Here is a 21,737-nt window from a genome sequence, read left to right on the forward strand (position 1 = left end):
ATTGCTGCTAATTTGTTTTAAAACAGTAAATTTGCAACCGTCTTTTTATAAAATTATACATGAGCGCATCGCATAAAAACTTACATAGTAAGTTGTCTATTGGGGGTTTATTGATTACTTTAGGGATTATTTATGGAGATATTGGTACTTCTCCATTATACGTAATGAAGGCTATTTTGGGCGATCACACGATAAATGCCGACATTGTTCTAGGAGGTATTTCTTGTGTGTTTTGGACCTTAACATTACAAACTACAATTAAATATGTACTTATTACTTTAAGTGCAGATAACCATGGTGAAGGAGGAATTTTTGCTTTGTATGCATTGGTCAAGAAAACAAAAATTCAATGGCTCATAGTTCCCGCAATTATTGGAGGTAGCGCCCTGCTTGCAGACGGAATTATTACGCCTCCCATTTCAATTTCTTCTGCTGTAGAAGGAATTAGGGCATTTTACCCGACAATGGAGACCCAAACCATTGTGTATATCGTAATAACCATTTTATTCGTTTTATTTACAATTCAGCAGTTCGGAACCAAATTGGTTGGTAAATTCTTTGCCCCGATGATGCTGATCTGGTTTGCTATGCTAGGCACCTTAGGGGCAATTCAAGTAATTAACTACCCAGAAGTTATCAAAGCGATTAATCCATACTACGCTTATCATTTATTATCGATACATCCTGACGGTTTCTTCGTTCTTGGTTTCGTATTCTTATGTACAACTGGAGCCGAAGCTTTGTATTCTGACATGGGTCACTGTGGAAGAAAAAACATTAGAATCAGCTGGATGTTTGTAAAAGCGACATTGGTTTTAAACTATTTTGGTCAAGCAGCTTATTTAATCCACCACGAAGGAAGCACTTTGCAGCAATTAGGCGGAGAAAACGGAAATCCGTTTTACTTAATCATGCCGCATTGGTTTTTACCTTTCGGAATTGTAGTTGCAACTCTTGCAGCGGTAATTGCTTCACAAGCGCTTATCTCTGGTTCGTTTACATTAATTAACGAAGCAATGCGTCTGAACTTCTGGCCAAAAGTAAAAATCAAATATCCGACAGAAGTAAAAGGCCAATTATACATTCCATCCATCAACTGGCTGTTGTTTTTTGGCTGTGTTGGAATTGTTTTGCATTTCGAGAAATCAGGAAACATGGAACACGCGTATGGTCTTGCCATTATTTTATGTATGATCATGACAACGATTCTGTTAAACTATTACTTGATCATGAAACGTGTAAAACTGTACTTTATGGTGCCGTTGATCACTATTTATCTGTTGATTGAGTTCAGTTTCCTTTTTGCTAATATTACCAAATTTGCAGAAGGCGGTTATGTAACGTTAATCATTGCGAGTTTATTGATTTCTGTAATGACAATCTGGTATTTGGCTAAGAAAATCAACAAAAACTACACGAAAGTGGTTAAAGTTGACGATTACAAACAAGTTCTAGTAGAGTTAAGCCAAGATTTATCTATTCCAAAATATGCTACGCACTTGGTTTATATGACCAATGCGAATCGTGTGGATGAATTGGAGGAAAAAATCATTTATTCTATCCTTCAAAAACGTCCAAAAAGAGCCGATATTTATTGGTTTGTTCACGTAAATATTTTGACTGAGCCATACAAAACACAGTATAAAGTAACTGAAATTGCTAAAGATGATATTTACAGAATTGATTTCAACTTAGGTTTTAGAGAACCAACCAAAATCAATTTAATGTTTAGAGAAGTTATCAAAGACATGGTAAAACGAGGCGAAGTAGATATTACGAGCCGTTATGAATCTTTAAACAAAAACAATATTATTGGAGACTTTAAATTTGTATTGTCTGAGAAATTCCTATCAAACGACAACGATTTAAGATGGCATGAAAACATTATCATGAATTCTTATTTCTTCATTAAAAAACTGAGTTTGTCTGAAGAAAGAGCTTTTGGTCTAGACAGCAGTTCTGTTAAAATAGAGAAATTCCCAATGGTGCTTCACGCTCCAGAAAACATTGGATTAACGCGTATTACAAAATAATACACTTTTAAATAATTCAAAAAAACACTCTAATATGGAGTGTTTTTTTCTTTTAATGCGAGTCGGAACAAGATTCGGTATTAAAAATTTAACTTTCAATCAATTAATAGTACCTTTGCAACTCAAATTATAGAAATGAGATTACACAGAAATTTAGTTTATACTACCATTGACTCTTTGAATGCAATTTTCAACGAAGGAGAATATGCTGATAAAGTGGTAGCCAGAGCATTAAAAAAAGACAAACGTTGGGGAAGTTCTGACAGGAAATTTGTTGCTGAAACGATATACGAAATTGTTCGCTGGAAACGATTATACGCTGAAATTGCCGAAGTAAAAGAACCTTACGACAGAGACAATCTATGGAGAATGTTTGCCGTTTGGGCTGTTTTACGCGGTTACCCAATTCCAGATTGGAGACAACTGGAAGGAACTCCTGAAAGAAAAATCAAAGGGCGTTTTGACGAATTATCAAAAACTAGAGCAATTAAAGAATCTATTCCAGATTGGATGGATGAATTGGGTGTGAAAGAACTTGGAGAAAAAGTTTGGGCAAAAGAAATTGCTGCACAAAATCAGCCGGCAAAAGTTATTTTGAGAACTAATACTTTAAAAGGAACCAAAGAAAGCCTTAGAAATACTTTAATGGATTTAAATATTGAAACAGAATATTTAAAAGACCAGCCAGATGCTCTTGTTTTAAAAGAAAGAGCCAATGTATTTTTGACAGATGCTTTCAAACAGGGACTTTTTGAAGTTCAAGATGCCAATTCACAATTGGTTGCAGGATTTTTGGACGTAAAACCTGGTATGCGTGTGGTTGACACTTGTGCAGGTGCGGGCGGAAAAACATTGCATATGGCTTCTTTAATGGAAAATAAAGGACAGCTGATTGCAATGGATTTGTACGAAAGCAAATTGAAACAATTGAAACTCAGAGCCAAAAGAAACGGCGCATTTAATATTGAATACCGCATTATCGACAGTACAAAAGTGATTAAAAAATTACACGAAAAAGCTGATCGCGTTTTAATTGATGCACCTTGCAGCGGATTGGGAGTTTTGAAAAGAAACCCTGATTCTAAATGGAAATTACAGCCAGAATTTATCGACAACATTCGTAAAGTTCAGAGCGAAGTTCTAGAAAGCTATTCTAAAATTGTAAAGCCAGGCGGGAAATTAGTTTATGCAACCTGTTCGGTTCTTCCATCAGAAAACCAAGAGCAGGTAGAAAAGTTCTTAAAAACAGAAATCGGAAAGCAGTTTACTTTTATTGAAGACCGTAAAATGTTAGCTTCAGAGTCTGGTTTTGACGGATTTTATATGGCTTTACTGGAACGTAAAAAATAAATTCCAACCTTGGAATTGCTTAATATTTAAAATCCCAAATTTCAATCTGAGTTATTGAAATTTGGGATTTTTTATTTTTTAGTCCAACTTTGTCAAAGTTTGAAACTTTGACAAAGTTCTAAACTCAAAACGTTGGAATTTGGTCCCGAAGCTTCGGGATAAAATATTGGAATTTTACTCTTGAAGGGTGGGTTTGCGTAGCAATTTTCCGTTTTCGTTCTCTTTGAATTTTGAGACAAAAACAATTTCTTTTGGCTTTTCGTATTTCCCCAGAACATCAAAGAAATCAGGAGCAAATTCTTGTTTTTCTCCTTCGATGACTAAAACTAATTTTTCTCCTAAAGTAGTATCTGGAAGTCCCGTGACAAAAAATCTGTTGGCAATCTTTCCGATCAATTTAGCTTCTATCTGTTCTGGAATCAGCTTCACTCCTCCACTATTGATTACATTATCAATTCTTCCTAAAAATTTAAACTGCTGTTCATTCAGCAATTCTACCAAATCATTCGTAACAATTGGTTCGTCTGAGATTGTTGCCACATGAATTACCAGACAGCTGCGATCGTCTTGAGAAATTTTCACATTCGGCAGAATCGAAAAAACAGAATCGCCCAAACGTTTCGCTGCGATATGCGTGATCGTTTCGGTCATTCCATATGTTTCATAGATTTCTGTTTTTAGAGGCAGAAGTTTTTCTTCAAGAGCCGAATCTAATTTTGCACCGCCAATAATAAGTTTGCGCACTTTAGAAAGCCCTTTTATAGAATTTTGAACTTGAAGCGGCACCATTGCTACAAAATCGTAGGTAGTCGTATTTAACTCCAGCGGATGCAGGCTTGGCGAAACGACATCCAATTCTAATCCTAAAATCAAACTCCTTACCAGCATCATTTTTCCCGCAATAAACTGCGTTGGCAGACATAATAAAGCCTTATCGCCAGGTTTCAAATCAAAAAAATCACCCGTTGCTAATGCCGACTGAATCATAGCCTGCTTTTTGAGCCTGACTAATTTTGGAAGACCTGTTGTGCCAGAAGTGGTCATTTCTATAAAATCTTTTTTATCAAACCAATCCAAGAAGAATTCTCCAATTGACTGTTCGTAGGCATCGCCTTCTTTTATGTAACTATAAGCGACACGGCACAAATCTTTTGCATTTAGATGATAGCCATTTAATTTAAAATAATTATGAACGTTATTTTGAGTTAAGTTTTGCATATTCTTAAGCATTTAATTTGACATTACTAATTTTTCCTGTTAGCCTTTCCTTCCAATTTGTCCAACCGTATTTTTTACTAAAAATAAACAACAGAATAGGATAAATAACAACAACAGGCAGAATTACATCTATACCTGCTGACGGTTCTGAAAGGTCTTTAAATATTGAATTTGTTTGAAAAACGGTCCAATCTGAAGTCACCAATAAAGCTCCAACAAGATTGTTTGCGGCATGAAAACCGAGTGCCAATTCCATTCCTTCATCCATCAAAGTGACAATCCCTAAAAACAATCCCGTTCCGATATAATAAACCATTATGATATTCCCCATTTTGCCAACTTCAGGATTTGTCCAATGCATCGAGCCAAATATAAGAGAAGTCATCAGCAGCGGAAACCATCTGTTTTGAGCTAAATTGGCAAATCCCTGCATGAGATAACCTCTAAAGACATATTCTTCAGTAGTAGTCTGAATTGGAATCAATACACTTCCTAAAACTGCCAATATCAAGAAAGGAATTAATTTAAACTGAAACACAAATTGTTCGGGCGCCTTTAGATACACAAACAAAAAGCTGAGGAACGAGAAAAAAGACCACAAAAAGAAAGAAAACCAGATTCTTTTCCAGTCTACTTTAGGCCTTGAAGTTGTAACGGACAATATAGTTTGATGATGAATATATTTTACAACAAAATAAATTCCTGCAAAAGCAAAAACAAATGAAATCATTATCAAAAAAAGAGTGGTATTCGATTCAAACATTTTCATTATCCCTTCATTTGTTGTCGGAAAAGCAATATGATCGGTAAATGTTTTATAAAATACAGCTAGGGTAATTGGAATTTGGCCTATAAAAGATGCTGAAATAATAAAGACTGATCCTAAAAGATATTTCCAAAATTTATTTTCGGGTTTAATCCCTTGTTCTAAAAACATAAATTTAAAATTTTAAAAAATGAGAATTCAAATTCGGTAAGTAAATCTTACTTTTGGCATTGCTAAAATACCCCTTTTTTATTTTACGAATATTTGAACATTTAAAAATAACAAAATGATACAAATTTACCACAATCCGAGATGCGGAAAATCAAGAAATTGCCTTGCTTTTATTGAACAATCGAACCAAGATTTTGAAATCATACCTTACTTAACCGAAACTCCTACTTTTGAAGAGTTAAAAACATTATTAGGCCAATTAAATCTTGAGCCGATACAGCTGATTAGAACCAAAGAAAAAATCTGGATTGAAAACTTTAAAGGCAAGACTTTGACTGATGAAGAAATCATAACTGCAATGGTAGAAAATCCTATTTTAATTGAACGCCCGATTGTGGTAAAAGACGGAAAAGCCATAATTGGCCGAGATCCAGAATTGGTAGCTTCTTTTTTAGATTGATTCTAAAATATACTGTTAACATTTTTTTGTGATTTTTAGCTTTAAACCAAAAACTACATTTGCGGTCTAAAGAGAAAAAGAAAACCAGAAAAATGAAAAAAATCAAATTTGCTGTATTGCTTGTATTCTTGTTTACAAGTTTTTACAATTACTCTCAACAAGGTCCGGGAGGCAGACCCAAAGTAAAAGTCACCGGAAAAGTTTTCGAGAAAGTAAGCAAACAACCATTAGAGTATGCTACAATTTCGCTTACTGCCCCAAATGACACCAAAGTTGTCGCTGGCGGTATTACAAATCCAAAAGGAGAATTTGAAGTTGCAGTTGCACCTGGAACTTACGACATAAAAGTGGAGTTTATTTCGTTCAAATCGACTGAAATTAAACAAAAAAGCATTCAAGGCGACACCAATTTGGGCGTTGTAAACTTATCAGAAGATGCTGCGCAACTTAATGAAGTGGTAGTTCGCGCTGAAAAATCAACTGTAGAAATTAAACTCGACAAGAAAGTTTACAATGTTGGCCAAGATATGATTGTAAAAGGCGGAAGCGTTAGTGATGTTTTAGACAACGTTCCTTCTGTTTCTGTTGATACTGAAGGAAATGTAAGTTTGAGAGGAAGCGACAACATCCGCATTTTAATTGACGGAAGACCTTCTCAAGCCATAAATATAGCAGAAGCATTAAGACAGCTTCCAGCAGATGCAATTGACAAAGTAGAAGTAATTACAAATCCATCAGCGCGTTACGATGCTGAAGGAGGTTCAGGAATCATCAATATTATCCTTAAAAAAGGTAAAAATCAAGGCTTTAACGGAACTTTTATTGCTTCAACAGGTTTACCAGAAACGTACGGCTTAAGTGCCAATGTGAACTATAAAACCGAGAAGCTAAACTATTTTACAACTGCTGGCTACAACTACAGAACCACAGAAGGAGCTGGTAAGACAAATTCTGAATATTTAAATCCAGATAAAACAACAAAAAATTTCTTAGATGAAGATCGTGATACAAAACGTATCAGAAACGGTTTTAATGGAAGAGCTGGTGTAGAATGGACAATAACGCCATCTACATTCTGGACAAATGCCATCAACTACCAAAAAAATACTGGTGACGACAGGGATTTGATCAATTACTATAATTATGATGCCAATCGTGTTTATACTGGAACATCATACCGTTTAAACGATGCAGATACTGGAAGTGAAAACTTTGAGTATACTTCAAACTTAATCAAAAATTTCAACGATAAAGGACATAAACTTACTGCAGATCTTTCTATTTCAAGAAATACAGATGACAGTTTTAGCACCATTACAGCTTCACCAAATTTCAATAATACACTAAACGACCAAATACAAAAACAAGTATTATTTCAAGCAGATTATGTTCTTCCATTAGGAAAAGGAGGTCAGTTTGAAGCAGGATATAAAGGAAGCTTCGGAGATTTGAATAATGAATACTATGTTGCTACATTAGTAGATGGTGTTTCTATAAAAAACCCTAATTTATCTAATACTTTAGAATACAAAGAAAATATCAACGCGCTTTACACGCAATATGGCTTCAAAGTAAATAAATTCTCTTATTTATTTGGCTTAAGATGGGAAGACACAGATATTCATGTTAACTTATTAGACAACAGCGTTTTCAACACTAAAAAATACAACAACTTGTTTCCAAGTGCTTTTGTTAGTTACGAAATCTCAGATCAAAGCAACTTCTCTGCAAGCTACAGCAAACGTTTGTCTAGACCAAGAGGTCGTTTCATGAACCCTGCGGTAAACTATGCCAGCAATGTTAATATTTTTCAAGGAAACCCAGATTTAGATCCTTCTTTAACAGACAAATACGACATTGGATACATCAAAAAATGGGACAAAGTAACATTCAATACATCTGCCTATTTTGAAGACACAAAAGATGTTTTCAGTTTTGTAAGATCTCCTACAGGAGATGTTGTAACTCCTGACGGCGAAGTGGTAACTCCTGCGCCTGGCGAGACTGTTGAAGGTACGCCAATAATCAAAAGCCAGCCTATCAACTTAGGAAAAGAGCAAAAATTTGGTTTTGAATTTACATTCAATTACACTCCATACAAATGGTGGAAATTAAACAGCAACTTCAACTTTTTCAACGTAAAAACAACTGGAGAACACAGCTACACAGATACGCGTGGAAATGTTATTGTTCAAAATTTAGATAATCAAGCTAATTCTTGGTTCGCAAGAGTAAACTCTAAAGTTACCCTTCCGTACAAAATTGACTGGCAATTGACGGCAATGTACAACGGAGAGCAAAAAACAGCTCAAGGTAAAAACTTAGGCCAATTTGGAATGAATACTGCTTTCAGTAAAGACGTCATGAAGGACAAGGCAACCATTGCTTTTAACATTAGCGACGTATTTAATTCAAGAAAAATGAGATCTTACACCTATTTAGATGATGTAAATTCATATAGCGAATTCCAATTCCGTAAACGCCAATTCAATTTATCATTCACTTACCGTTTCAATAAACCCAAAAGCGAAAGAGACAAAAATGCACAGCCAAGAAATGACGGCGGCGGAGAAGGCGGCGGAGATTTTCCTGGATAAACTTGTTTAAATTCCAATATCAAAAATTCCAAATTCCAATTCTTTTTGGAAAACTCAATATTAAAATTCCAAATTCCAACTTTACAATTGGGATTTGGAATTTTTCTTTTTAAGCCTATTCTTAATTATCCAACTTTGTCCAAGTTTAAAACTTTGACAAAGTTCTAAACGCAAATTATATTAAATTGAATTTCTCATTTTATAATTAAACCCAACAGGTTTTAAAAACCTGTTGGGTTTAAATACGATCCAATTTGGAATTTGGAATTTCAAATATTGGAATTTCCTTTTTTTTGGCACAAAAAAAAAAGAACCTTTTGGGTTCTTTTTTTATGACATCAATCTAAAATTAAATAGATTGTTCTTCTTGTCTTTTTCTGGCTCTCTTTTCTTTAATCATTTCCCAGCTAGCACCCGTAACCCAGTAAGATACGAAACCAACTAAGAAAAACATTAACCAAAACCCTATAGTAAGTATGGTTAAGAAAAGTAAAAAGCCTAAGTACTGTGAAAATTCAAACATGTTTTCCGGAATTTTTGAATGTTACGACAAATGTAGGGTATATATTTTTTCTCAGCAATAAAATCTAAATCAATTTTCGTTAAATAACATTTATCCGTATATTTATACTCATTTTAAATAAGCTTTTTTAACCGTTTTTTATTCCACTGTCCAAAAAAGAATAATAGGAGTGTTTTCAGGAGCTGTTTCCCGCTATCCGTTACAATCTTTTGCTTTTTAAAGAAAAAAGCAAAAGGATTTTCACTACTATCGGGGCTAGGGCATCTGTATTCAAAAGAAATCTTAATCTTAAAAATAAAAAATCCGTTTCAGTCCGCGGCTTTACGAAGTAAATCAACGTTATCCGTGTTCTATTTAACATCATAACAACATATCACATTTTACAAATAACATTTTACATCCCACATAATGAAATACAGAATAGAAAAAGACACTATGGGCGAAGTTCAAGTCCCAGCCGATAAATATTGGGGCGCACAAACAGAACGCTCTAGAAATAATTTTAAAATTGGACCCGCAGCATCAATGCCAAAAGAAATCATAGAAGGTTTTGCCTATCTAAAAAAAGCAGCCGCTTATGCCAATTATGATTTAGGCGTTTTACCAATCGAAAAACGAGATGCGATCGCTGCAGTCTGCGACGAAATTCTTGAAGGAAAACTAGACGATCAGTTTCCTCTCGTAATCTGGCAGACTGGTTCTGGAACGCAAAGCAACATGAATGTAAACGAAGTAATTGCCAACCGCGCACAGGTTCTCAAAGGCTTCGAAATTGGTGAAGGCGAGCAATTCATAAAAGCCAATGACGATGTCAATAAATCGCAATCTTCAAACGATACTTTCCCAACCGGAATGCACATTGCAGCTTATAAAATGGTCGTAGAAACTACTATTCCCGGAGTAGAAAAACTTCATGCTACTTTAGCTAAAAAAGCAGCAGAATATAAAGACGTTGTCAAAATCGGGCGCACACACTTAATGGATGCAACGCCATTAACACTTGGCCAAGAAATTTCTGGCTACGCAGCTCAATTGGCATTTGGTTTAAAAGCATTAAAAAACACCTTAGCCCATTTATCAGAAATTGCACTAGGAGGAACAGCGGTCGGAACTGGACTAAATACCCCGAAAGGATACGACGTAAAAGTTGCAGAATATATTGCCAAATTCACAAAACATCCTTTTGTGACCGCAGAAAACAAGTTTGAAGCGCTGGCCGCACACGATGCAATTGTCGAAACTCACGGAGCTTTAAAACAACTGGCTGTTTCATTAAACAAAATTGCCAACGATGTGAGAATGCTAGCTTCTGGTCCGCGTTCTGGAATTGGTGAAATCCATATTCCTGAAAATGAACCGGGGTCTTCTATCATGCCAGGAAAAGTAAATCCGACCCAATGCGAAGCCTTAACAATGGTTTGCGCACAAGTTATCGGAAATGATATGGCAATTGCTGTTGGCGGTATGCAAGGCCATTACGAATTGAATGTTTTCAAACCTGTTATGGCTGCCAACTTTTTACAATCGGCTCAATTGTTAGGAGATGCCTGTGTTTCTTTTGACGAACATTGCGCTCAAGGAATCGAACCAAATCACAAACGCATCAAAGAATTAGTTGATAATTCGTTAATGCTCGTTACGGCGTTAAATACTAAAATTGGCTATTACAAAGCCGCAGAAATTGCCCAAACCGCTCACAAAAACGGAACTACTTTAAAAGCAGAAGCTGTTCGTCTCGGTTATGTAACCCCAGAAGATTTTGATGCTTGGGTAAAGCCTGAAGATATGGTTTGATTTAATTGTAAATTGTGAATGGTTAATTATTAATTATCTCCATTATGAAAAAAATGATCCGTTGCCAGACTGAGCGAAGTCGAAGGGCTTCAGACGTAAGAAGACTTCGACTTCGCTCAGGGCGACAAAACAAAAGCCTGAAATATCAATTTCAGGCTTTTCAATTTATAATTCACAATTCACAATTATTTCCCATCAACATAATCCTGCAAATAACTAAATCTTTCTGTCAATTTTCCATTTTCAGTGATTTTGGCGCGTTTTAGTATTCCGTCTTTATCACCGTTGAAGAAAGCTGGAATAACGTGTTCCATAAATTGCTCACCAAAGCCTTCACTGGCATCTTTTGGAATTTCGCAAGGCAAATTATCAACTGCCATTACTGCAACCGCAGCTGGATGAAAGAAATCTACTTCGCGATCTTCTAACGGAAAATAACCATATAAAGGTTCTTCTATTGTTGACGAACGCACCGTGCAGGCAATTGGCCCATTAACATCGCAAGAAATATCGGCTACAACTTTCAATTTGCAATCGCTTGCATTCAACATTTCTTTTGTTAAAATCATTGGTGCATTGCTTGCATAAAAATGTCCTGCAAAATAAATATCAGATACTTTTGTAAACCTTTCAAAATCGGACTCGTACTCTTCTGGGTGATTTACAAAATCTACAAAATCTAACACCTGACCATCTTTCCTTCTATTGTACTCCAAAACATCAAGTTGCACATAAACAGCCTGAGCATATTTTTTAGTCAAATAATTATCAATCGTAATTTCTTTTACTTTTATAGCATCTAGAATTTCTTTTGCTCCACTCCCCACCTTTCCTGTTCCTGTAACAACAAATTTTAGAGCTGGCATGGTAATGCGTTTCAAATGCTTTATCAAATCTTCTTTTCCAGAAAGTGTTTCAGCTTTTGGAAGTTTGAACAATTCGAATTTAATTCCGAAAGCTCTAATGCCGTTATAAACCCCAACCATTCCGGCATATTTTCCGAAACCAATTAAACGGCGGTCATGCTCATCTACAATCGTTTCGTGATCATATAAATCAATATTTTTCTCCAAAATCGCTTGAAGCAATTTTCTATTATGAGGCTGTTTTTTAATTGTATGAGAAAAAAAGAAATAGGCCTTATTTGGAATCAAATTTTCTACAGGAACTTCTTTTACGCCAAATAAAACATTGCAATCAGAAACAGTATCTGCGACAGTAATTCCCATATTTTTATAATCGTCATCAGAAAAAATTCTTATATCAGAACTTTCAACTTTTACAGATGCATCGTGATAAAGCTGTTTTAGCTTAGTCAATTCATTTGGAGAAAACACAACTCTTTTATCTGGTGGGTTTTTTCTCTCTTTTATGATTCCAAATTTCATTTAAACTGATTTTTTAATATTAAATAATATAACTTTTTAAAACATATTTGTTTCAAATATAACAAATTTAGTTAAAATTTTGTTTCAAAAATTCTATTTAGAATGTTTAAAAACCGTTAGAAGCTGAAAAACAATTATCTAAAATTTAGTTTTCTTAAAAATATGTTAAAAAACACAAATTTAAGCCTCAGAACCAAGAATACAACAAAATTGAATTCGATATATTTGTTTTTAAAGAACGATGCAAATGATTTTCCTTAAAAAAACAAAGATACCACAAATACTTTTTTCAATACTTGTTTTAAGTTCTTGTGGTCAAAACAAAAAAACAGCAACAGATACTACTCAGACAGTCGAAGATACATTACCTAAAATGAAGCCGTTAGGCCCAGAACCAAAAGTTTCTCAGGCGTATAAAAACTCGGTTGTCGGCAGAATAAATCACTTTTATAATAAAAACTGGCCAAATAATACTATGAACGGAAGCTTCTTAGTGGCCAAAAATGGACAAATTTTATTTGAAAAATATAATGGTTTTGCCAATAAAAATGAAGGAACCAAAATAACGCCTGAAACACCTGTACAAATTGCCTCTGTAAGTAAAGTTCTGACTGCGACAGCAGTTTTAAAATTGGTAAACGCAGGTAAAATTGACTTAGATCAGAAAGTAAATACTATATTAAAAACGTTCCCTTACGAAGAATGCACCATCAGAATGCTATTGGATCATCGCACTGGAATGCGCAATTATGCTTATTTTACAGATCGTGACAAATCGATTTGGGATAGACATAACCAATTGACTAATAAAGACATTTTAGATATTCTTGCTACAAAAGATATTGGTTTAGAATCTAGAACTGGAACTCGTTTTAGCTATTGCAATACCAATTATGCAATGCTGGCTCTTATTATCGAAAAAATTACGGGTTTAAGCTATAAAGAAGCAATGTCTGAAATGATTTTTAAGCCTCTTGGAATGACTCATACTTACGTTTTTGATGACGACAAAGACAGAAAAAAAATTGTTCCTTCTTATAAAGGTAATGGTGTAGAAATTGGCTTTGATTATTTGGATAATGTTTATGGGGACAAAAATGTATTTTCGACAGCACGAGATCTTTTAAAATTTGATCGCGCCAGACAATCGCCAGATTTCTTAAAACCTGAATTATTGAAACAAGTATACACGGGCTACAGCAACGAGCGTAAAGGGACAAAAAATTATGGTCTAGGAATTAGAATGATTAATTGGGAAACGGGACAGAATTTCTATTTTCATAATGGCTGGTGGCACGGAAACACCTCATCTTACATTACTTTGATGAAAGAAGGAGTTACGATAATTGCGTTATCTAACAAGATGACTAGAAATACTTATGCAGTTCGCAAACTAGCTCCAATTTTTGGAGATTATCCTTTTAATTTTAAAGACGAAGAGTAAAATATAGTCATAAAGTCGAAAGTCAAAAGTCAGAAAGTCTTAAAACAACTCCCAATCTTGACTTTCGAATTTTGACTTTCGACTTTCGACTTTGGACTTTTGACTTTCGACTTTATGACTTTTTTTTAAAAATTTTAGCAGAAAGTAATTTCAAATAGTATAAATTTGCAGACTTATTTTTGGGGTCGACTGGTTTTGACAGCAAGTCGAATTGAACAGTAAGCACGTCGAGCATTGAGACCTTGCTCGTAAATATAAGATCTCGAACTTTTACACGGCGAAAATAATTACGCTTTAGCTGCATAATCCGAATCATAGTAAGATTACGCCACGTCTCTACAAGGTAGGGAAGCTGGATTCTCCTGGAAAGCCTTGGTTTGTGGCGTTCCGTCAAGGGGAACCGTAAAAATAAACCTAGATTTCCATGAGCTTCGGGTGGATTTCGAAATTTAAGAAGATAAGTGTTGGGTGGTTGTTTCTGGCCTAGCTCAACATCGAAAATTCAATCAGGAAATAAGCGTGTAGAAAGCTCTTTAGTTGCTTGTTTGGACCCGGGTTCGATTCCCGGCGACTCCACAAAAAAGCCTGTAAACTCTTTGTTTACAGGCTTTTTGTTTTTTAGTTAACAATTTAACTGATTTTTTTTTAGAGGAGATTTATCTAACGAGATATAAATAACCTGCTTTCTCTTTCGCATTTCCATTAGCATCTACATATTTTAACACATAAAAGTATGTTCCTGTTGGCAATTTTGAGTCTTGATTGATTGTGGCTCTTCCCTCAGAAATACCAATAAAATAATTGCCATTTTGCCCATAGTTTTCTGTAGAATAAACTTTTACTCCCCAACGATTAAAAATCTCTAATGTATTGTACTGATAATTATCAAGTCCTTCAATAATCATTTTATCATTTCTCCCATCGCCATTTGGACTTATAGCATTAAAGACCTGAATATCACTTTCGACATTGTTATTGGTAACGGAGCTCTCTTTGGTAAAAAAGGACTGATCTTCTGATGAAATCGTTGAAAGCGCAATATATGCCCTACTGCTTATTTCGATACCATTTGAAATGGTTGCTGTTGTTGGATTATTAGATTGCCAGCCATTCTTTGAGGTTTTGTCTCCTGTACTGTTAGGCGAACTACCGTATTGGGTAATAAAACTACTATTTGATTTAAAACCGGAATTGTTTGTATCACTATTATGTTGCAATGCAATTATAGCACCCGTATTAGCACTTCCATAAATATTCCAGGTGCGGTCAATACCCTCAATCCCATCTTCTACTGATGCCGAAGTATCATAATTGGTAACATTTACATGAATTGTATTCGCTTTTGTCGGATTGACTTTTGCGGGTGTATAATCATTTTCAGCCATACCTACTGGAAATTCAAATGCGCCTGTATAATTTTCTTTTACGAGATGGCCACTATCATTGGTTACCACAAATTTTGATGCATCATAACCCGTAAGCGTCGCATCCTTGTCTAATACAAGATCATGAGTATCTGCATACAAATTTCCAGAAGAAAAAATCATATCAGTACCTAAGCGAGTATTGCTGTTTGCCAGCATCACACCTTTTGAGTTATTGATTTCTATACTTGTAAAGGTATTTGAATTACCAGAATTTCCATCATTACCACCATCTAACATTTGTTTTATCGTAAAACCATTGTTAGGATTTGGCTGCTGAAAAGCAACAGTACCCATACCCACACCTTGCTCAAATGACAGCCATGTTTTATCTGTTCCGTAAATCTGTGCTCCAGGTTCCATTTTAAAATTAGCGCCATAAAACAATATTTTAGCATCGTCTTCTATGTACAGCTTTGCATTTGGCCCCAGTGTAACGTCACCATACCATTGCTCCGATTCTCCAGCAGCCACATGATAGGGACCATCTATATAAACGGCATCACTTTGTGCTATGCAGGATATCGCAGGTAGTAAAATCAAAAGCCCTAAAATATATTTTTTAAACATTCTTCCTATTATTTTACATTGCACTTTTTGAATCCTAAAAAACATTTAAGGAATTATGGTACCTCCGTTATTTACAATTGTGTTGGCAATGGCAAAACCATTTTTATTTAAAGTAGCACCTGCGTTAATGGTAATGATTCCCGTTCCAAAAGCATTTACGTTACCAGCCTTAACTATACCACCATTAATAGTAACACCGCCTGTAAAAGTATTATTCCCATTTAAGACCAATGTACCGGCACTCTTTTTAACCAAACTTCCATCACCACTTACAACAGCCCCTATTGTATAAATATAACCATAAGTATCAACTGATGAGCTGGTGCCTGCAGTTAAAGAACAACCCGTTCCTCCCATATTAGAATTTTCATTCCAGCAACCTACAGTGCCACCGCTTAAAACAATAGGCAAATTATAAGTGCGAACACCAATGTTAGCAGCCCCTGTTAAAAATGTTGCTCCCTGATTTACAGTAATACGGGAATCTCCGCCGTAATTGGCGTTATTGGCATAAAATCCTTTTGCACGTACCACAGCTCCAGAGTTAAAAGTAGCTTGTACAGCTCCTCCATTTACACCTGAACCAGATGCTTCTCCACTTGTTATATAATTATCAACAGTAAGTGTAGCATTATCAACCACCAAATACCCCGCTGCACCATAACTATTACCTTTACCTGTACTAATGTATGCCACATGAATATTTCCAGAAGATATAGAAATTGTTGAGCAACCGTAACCGTTTATACCGTATTGTGTTATATTTCCTGTAAGTTTTAGTGTCCCAGCTGCGACATATCCACTTTGTCCTGGAGCATATGCCTCTATAGTGGCTGATGAAATACTCCCAGTAGTGCTACCATTTGCTGTTGCATAATTATTTGTTACATTTTGTACATATTGACTACAGTCGTATCGAACAATTGCATTGTTAACTATATTACCACCTGCACCAAATCCTATCCCATTAGGTAGATTTACAATTCCCTCCTTAACAAAACTAGGTTCTGCAAAAGAACTGACTCCTGTTAAATTAAGTGTCCCCTTTCCGGTCTTTATAATTCCCGTTGTACCAATTATAGGGCAAGCAATAGTTACATTTAAAGCATTTTCCGTAAAAATATTAAATCTTGTTGCGCAAGGTGATAGAGTTCCACCTGTTAATGTAAAATTACCACCTGCAGCAGGTCTAAAAGAAAGCGATTTAACACTTGTAATAGGTTCTGTCAAAGTTATTGTTCCTGCATTTCCTATTCCCGGATTACCTCCAAAAACTGCTTCAGAACATTTTGGAAAAACAAGCCACTTTGTGTTATTTGTTCCTTGCACAATTGTTTGACTGTGCAACCAATTAGCTGTGTTTGTATCCCAATTTCCTGAACCATTATCTATTTTACCATTAGAAGCAATATTGTCCCATATCAAACTATTTATTGATTGATTATTAAGCCAAAATTGCTGTGTTGGAACTTGTGACTGCATGTAAAAACTATTAATCAACAACAAAACTCCCATAGTTTTATACCACAGACATTGATAAAATGAGAATAACCTTTGCATAGAAAATAGATTAATTGTAATTATTACCTACCGTCCACCAAAAAGTGGTACCATCATACATAAACGATAAAATATCTACAGCACCAGCCAAAGGTGTAAGTGTCACAATACCTCCTCCGCCATTTATAACTTTATTTGACCCAGCAGCAAAAATTAAAGTACTAGTGCCTGAATTGGTCACGATAATAGTACCATACATTCCCGCTTTTGCGTTAGAAACGGTAAGTGTATTATTCCCTCCCGATAATGTCCATTTGGCTGTAGCACCTTTACTTAAGTCCCAAGTATAAGCAGCACCTGTAGCCGTTGCCTGTACAGGAGTCGTGTAATTGTTTGCGCTTACAGTGCCTTTCACTTCTAATTTTTCGGTCGGAGTAGCCGTTCCGATACCTACTTTTTGAGAGGCATCTATACGCATTGCTTCTATATTATTTGTTATAATAGGAAGATCGTAATTGTTTTTTGTCCCAATAGCTTGTTGTCCGGCCATTGTATTACCTCCCTGCAGCCATGCGGTTGACGAAGGTGTTGCAGGCACATATTTATTTTGACCAACTGACCATGCCCAAGTAGAGTTATCAATTGTTGATAGATAGGTAACATCTGGATTTTGTAAGTCATTAGGAACAAAAACGGGACCTCCTGAATTCGGATTTGCAGTATTAAAATCAACAATATTTTCGCCTACATTTCGTAATACCACATCTCCATTTGCATCTACGGTAAGAAATTTACTTGAAGCCACAGTCGGAGCCACAGCATTTGTCAAATTAGTTAATCTTAACCCGCTATTTCCTGCTGTACCCTGACTGATTTCCAGTTTATTATTAGGAGCAGCAGTACCAATACCTACATTTTGTGAAGCATTTATACGTATTGCTTCGGTGGCATTGGTCTTTATAACTAAATCCTTTGCATCTGTAGTTCCTAAAAAGTTAGTTCCGGGAGTTGTTCCGGCATTTCCTTTTGTCAGCCATGCAAATTGACCAGCATCAGTTTGCCTCACTGCACCAGTTGCCGAATCCCAAGTAAGTAATTTATCTGTAGAAGTTCCCTGAAGAAGATCCTGTAAAACTAATGGAGATATCCCCTCTCCTTTAACAACCAAACGTGCTGCCAATATTGCGGTGGTATCTACCCCGATACCTACACTAAAATTTTTATTTTTATTGAATATATTATCACCTACTTTAAACCATTTACTAGAATCTACATATGTTACAGTACCTTTATTATCAACAACCCTTACTTTCTTCTGTGAAAAAAGCATCAAAGGGAGTAAGAATATCCATAAAATTATTGCGTATTTATTCATCTGAGTTTAGTTTAAAGATAATCTGACAATTATATTTACAATACTATTACGTTCTAAAAAAATTAAATAAATTTAATCTTTTTAAATTAAAAAAAGAAACCAACAATCTAATAATAAGCAGTTTACAAAAATACCTGGTTTGCAAACTGCTCATAAAAACTATTATTTAATCCAGTGAATTTCAATTTTATCACCAGTAATAAAAGCGTAATCGTCCGGATCAGTACCTCCTACATTTTTAACTGTAACTCCTGTACCAGCTGCCAATGTATAGTCAGTACCAGCAATAAGTTTTACACCATTACGATACACCCAAACTTTTTGTACGCTTGTAGGTAAAGTTGCGTCTGCAAAAACTACATCAGCACCTGCTGTTGCTGTTTTTAATGTTTCGCCACCATTTACTAAATCTGACATCAGCATTTTCTTAGTAGTTCCTGTTGCTTCATCACGTACCAAAAGTGTAAAACCAGTTCCTGTACCATGTTTAGATTTATCAGTTGCATCTGTAGAAGCTAAATCAGTCGATTTGATCAACTCAATTCCATCCAATGCAAAAACTTTTCCTGCCGCATCAATATAAGTATCATCTGTCAATGCTCCTCCTAATTGCCAGGTCGTAATAATTCCGCCAGCCGGAGCCGTACTTGTAACTTGAGTAATACCATTTTTTACTTGCAAATATTTGATTGTTCCCTTGTTATCAACTACTCTCACTGAGCCCTGAGTTGCAGCTGTTCCGTCTCCTATCTGACCTAAAGTTGTAGGCGCCTGCTTCGCAATTGTAGCTGCTTTTTCCTGTGCCTGAGCTCCATATCCTGCTAAAAGCAGTGAAAAAACTATACTCGTTTTAAAAATTGTCTTTTTTAGTGTTCCATTCATTTCCATTTTCATTTTGATTTAAAATTTATAGTTATTTATTATTAATTGTATTACCCAGTTATTCCCACTGGTAAATTTTTACTTCATCTCCGGCCAGACAGCCACCGTTAGTATCAGGGTACAAGACCAGCGAAATTTGATTCTCTCCCTTTTTGGCTGTAAATTCTATCTCCGCTCCGTTTCTGAAAACCTGTATTTTGTCTAAAGAATTTATTACTGATGGAGTCGTAAAAATTATTTGCCCATTTGTTGCTACAATTTTCTGTTGCAACATCTTGTTACTTAAGTTATTTGAACTAATTTGCCGGATAACTCCGGTTGCCGGATCAATCGCCAAAATATGGTCTGCTGTTTTTGCCTCTTGTAGCCCGGACAGCGCCAACGTGTTACTATCTGTTGTGCCTATCGTGACTGGTTCTGTAAGATTCCCACCCAGTTTTAACGTTTGACCGGATTTTGTTAATCCGTTACCAGCATCAAAGGAGCTTTGTCCTATTTGTGATGAAAACAATATCCATTTTGTTCCGTCATTATAATATACTCCGGGAGTTACATCATTTACAGTAGTGGTATTATAAACCTGCATTCCTGCAACGTGAGCCATTAAAGGCGTAGCCTCTTTTGTAGATGATAAAGCTACCCGAGGCATCAAAAACCCCTTTGTAGCATTTGCATCTCCCAATTCAAGATAAGCGTTTGGATTAGATGCTCTTGGCGCTCCTCCTATTTTAGTCTGAGCACCAACTTTTGATGATAGGAAAGAAATAAAACATACCATCAATAAGAATTTAAACGTCTTATTTACACATTCATCCATTACAACCAATCTTATTGCCATTTTCAATCTTTTTAAATAATATTTGCTTGATTTACTCTTTAAAATCGCCAGTAAACATTTCTAATAATCAGAATAAGAGGCTATACTGTTCGTATTTATTACAGTATTTTTGTTCCTCAATTATTTCTTTCAAATAACGGGGCAAAGATAAGTTCATGATTATCAGCCGAACGTCAGTATCGGACATAAAAAAGTAAACATAAGACACAATATCGCTTACGTTTTCTTGAATTTTAGGAACGAATTAGGTACAATTTTAGACACTTAAGCTAAAAGCAGAGGAAAGATTTAGGGAGGAAATAGTAACGCTGCAACAGGCGAAAAACCTTAATTTCCGGGGTGAAATTAAATTATTTGCAGTTGATTGTTTTCCCCGATTTCCTAAAGGTAATAGAGTACGGGTTGAATTTTTTTGATTGATTCTTATTGCAGTGGAATAATCGTTTTACAGCTTTTATCCAACATCGACTGCGGAATAGCATCTAAAATACAGTTATTCAATACCTTAATTAATTTTTCTTTTATAAAATGCCTATGTGTTACCAGGCCAATTTCTCTAACAGGTGATGGTTTTTCAAATCTGCTTAGTTTCTGTTTTTGTTCTGTTGTAAGCATTGAAAGGGTCAATTCAGGCAAAATCGTACATCCCATATTCAGATCGACCATTTTTCGGATGGTTTCTATGCTTCCTGACTGATAATTTAATTTTAAACTGGTAAAATCTTTCTTTCTCAATTCACATAGATTAAAAACTTGATTTCTAAAGCAATGACCTTCCTCTAATAAAAGTAAATTGTTAGGATTTACATCTTTAGGTAAAATGTGTTGTTTTGATTTGGAAAGTACATCGGTATTGCTGTAATAGAAGAATTCTTCATAAAACAATGTCGATTCTTTCAGGTCATTATTTAAAAGCGGTATTGCCAAAATTCCGACATCTAAAGATCCTTCCAACAACTTTTCCTGTATTTCGCTTGTGGTGTACTCATTTATAGTAAGCGCGACGTCCTGATAAGTATCTAGAAATTGTTTTATAAATAGAGGCAATAAATATGGCGCCAGAGACGGAATAATCCCTATTCGAAGTTCTCCTTTAACTTCGTCTTTCTCTTCATTAATAATATCCTGAATTCGATAAATCTCGCGCAAAGATTTTTTTGCCTGCTCTATAATTTTCTTTCCAATAGCAGTAGGCTCAACGGGATGTTTGTTTCGATCAAATAAAATTACATTAAGTTCTTCTTCGAGCTTTTTTATCATGGCACTCAGTGTGGCTTGAGTAATAAAGCATGATTCTGAGGCCTTTAAAAAATGTCGGTGTTTATCAACCGCTAAAACGTACTCAAGTTGCTGAATATTCATGTGTTAGATTTTATCAATATATTCATACAAAAAATCAGTTTG

Annotated in this window: 15 protein-coding genes and 1 other RNA gene; 7 read left to right on the forward strand and 9 right to left on the reverse strand. The window is 35.3% G+C overall.

What is annotated here, in order from left to right; all coding sequences use genetic code 11:
* Positions 1–59: 59 nt before the first annotated feature.
* Positions 60–2,033, forward strand: a complete 1,974-nt coding sequence (locus tag N4T20_RS20115) for a KUP/HAK/KT family potassium transporter (protein ID WP_260670841.1) — start codon at positions 60–62, stop codon at positions 2,031–2,033.
* A gap of 135 nt (positions 2,034–2,168) precedes the next feature.
* Complete coding sequence (locus N4T20_RS20120) at positions 2,169–3,383, forward strand: RsmB/NOP family class I SAM-dependent RNA methyltransferase (RefSeq protein ID WP_260670842.1); 1,215 nt, start codon at positions 2,169–2,171, stop codon at positions 3,381–3,383.
* 174 nt (positions 3,384–3,557) lie between these two features.
* On the opposite strand, the gene N4T20_RS20125 is transcribed toward N4T20_RS20120, so the two are convergent.
* A complete protein-coding gene (locus tag N4T20_RS20125) occupies positions 3,558–4,601 on the reverse strand; it encodes an AMP-binding protein (protein WP_260670843.1) in 1,044 nt (347 codons plus the stop codon).
* A 4-nt stretch (positions 4,602–4,605) separates the two neighbouring features.
* Positions 4,606–5,538 (reverse strand): CPBP family intramembrane glutamic endopeptidase, encoded by a 933-nt coding sequence (locus N4T20_RS20130; protein WP_260670844.1) that lies wholly within the window; start codon positions 5,536–5,538, stop codon positions 4,606–4,608.
* A 115-nt stretch (positions 5,539–5,653) separates the two neighbouring features.
* On the opposite strand from N4T20_RS20130, the gene arsC reads away from it, so the two are divergent.
* The 3 genes from arsC (at position 5,654) to fumC (ending at position 10,912) form a co-directional block, all read left to right on the forward strand.
* Positions 5,654–5,998: an arsenate reductase (glutaredoxin) gene (gene arsC, locus N4T20_RS20135; protein WP_260670845.1), complete on the forward strand. Its 345-nt coding sequence runs from the start codon at positions 5,654–5,656 to the stop codon at positions 5,996–5,998.
* 92 nt (positions 5,999–6,090) lie between these two features.
* Positions 6,091–8,595: an outer membrane beta-barrel family protein gene (locus tag N4T20_RS20140; protein ID WP_260670846.1), complete on the forward strand. Its 2,505-nt coding sequence runs from the start codon at positions 6,091–6,093 to the stop codon at positions 8,593–8,595.
* 931 nt (positions 8,596–9,526) lie between these two features.
* Positions 9,527–10,912, forward strand: a complete 1,386-nt coding sequence (gene fumC, locus N4T20_RS20145; RefSeq protein WP_260670847.1) for a class II fumarate hydratase — start codon at positions 9,527–9,529, stop codon at positions 10,910–10,912.
* Positions 10,913–11,097: 185 nt separating this feature from the next.
* Here the strand turns inward: fumC and N4T20_RS20150 are convergent, their stop codons facing one another.
* Positions 11,098–12,300, reverse strand: coding sequence for an NAD(P)-dependent oxidoreductase (locus tag N4T20_RS20150; protein ID WP_260670848.1), 1,203 nt, complete (start codon positions 12,298–12,300; stop codon positions 11,098–11,100).
* A 241-nt stretch (positions 12,301–12,541) separates the two neighbouring features.
* On the opposite strand from N4T20_RS20150, the gene N4T20_RS20155 reads away from it, so the two are divergent.
* Positions 12,542–13,744 (forward strand): serine hydrolase domain-containing protein, encoded by a 1,203-nt coding sequence (locus N4T20_RS20155; protein ID WP_260670849.1) that lies wholly within the window; start codon positions 12,542–12,544, stop codon positions 13,742–13,744.
* Between the two features lie 181 nt (positions 13,745–13,925).
* Positions 13,926–14,323, forward strand: a transfer-messenger RNA (tmRNA) gene (gene ssrA / locus N4T20_RS20160).
* 77 nt (positions 14,324–14,400) lie between these two features.
* On the opposite strand, the gene N4T20_RS20165 is transcribed toward ssrA, so the two are convergent.
* The 6 genes from N4T20_RS20165 to N4T20_RS20190 form a co-directional block, all read right to left on the reverse strand.
* Positions 14,401–15,738 carry a gliding motility-associated C-terminal domain-containing protein gene (locus N4T20_RS20165; RefSeq protein ID WP_260670850.1) on the reverse strand — a complete coding sequence of 446 codons (1,338 nt, stop codon included), beginning with the start codon at positions 15,736–15,738 and terminating at the stop codon, positions 14,401–14,403.
* Positions 15,739–15,783: 45 nt separating this feature from the next.
* Complete coding sequence (locus tag N4T20_RS20170; RefSeq protein WP_260670851.1) at positions 15,784–17,220, reverse strand: autotransporter-associated beta strand repeat-containing protein; 1,437 nt, start codon at positions 17,218–17,220, stop codon at positions 15,784–15,786.
* Positions 17,221–17,308: 88 nt separating this feature from the next.
* Positions 17,309–18,613 (reverse strand): hypothetical protein, encoded by a 1,305-nt coding sequence (locus tag N4T20_RS20175; RefSeq protein WP_260670852.1) that lies wholly within the window; start codon positions 18,611–18,613, stop codon positions 17,309–17,311.
* A 162-nt stretch (positions 18,614–18,775) separates the two neighbouring features.
* Positions 18,776–19,495: a hypothetical protein gene (locus N4T20_RS20180; RefSeq protein ID WP_260670853.1), complete on the reverse strand. Its 720-nt coding sequence runs from the start codon at positions 19,493–19,495 to the stop codon at positions 18,776–18,778.
* 58 nt (positions 19,496–19,553) lie between these two features.
* Complete coding sequence (locus tag N4T20_RS20185; protein ID WP_260670854.1) at positions 19,554–20,333, reverse strand: hypothetical protein; 780 nt, start codon at positions 20,331–20,333, stop codon at positions 19,554–19,556.
* Positions 20,334–20,756: 423 nt separating this feature from the next.
* Complete coding sequence (locus N4T20_RS20190) at positions 20,757–21,695, reverse strand: hydrogen peroxide-inducible genes activator (RefSeq protein ID WP_260670855.1); 939 nt, start codon at positions 21,693–21,695, stop codon at positions 20,757–20,759.
* Positions 21,696–21,737 lie beyond the last annotated feature (42 nt).

It is taken from the genome of Flavobacterium sp. TR2, from assembly GCF_025252405.1.
GTDB lineage: Bacteria > Bacteroidota > Bacteroidia > Flavobacteriales > Flavobacteriaceae > Flavobacterium.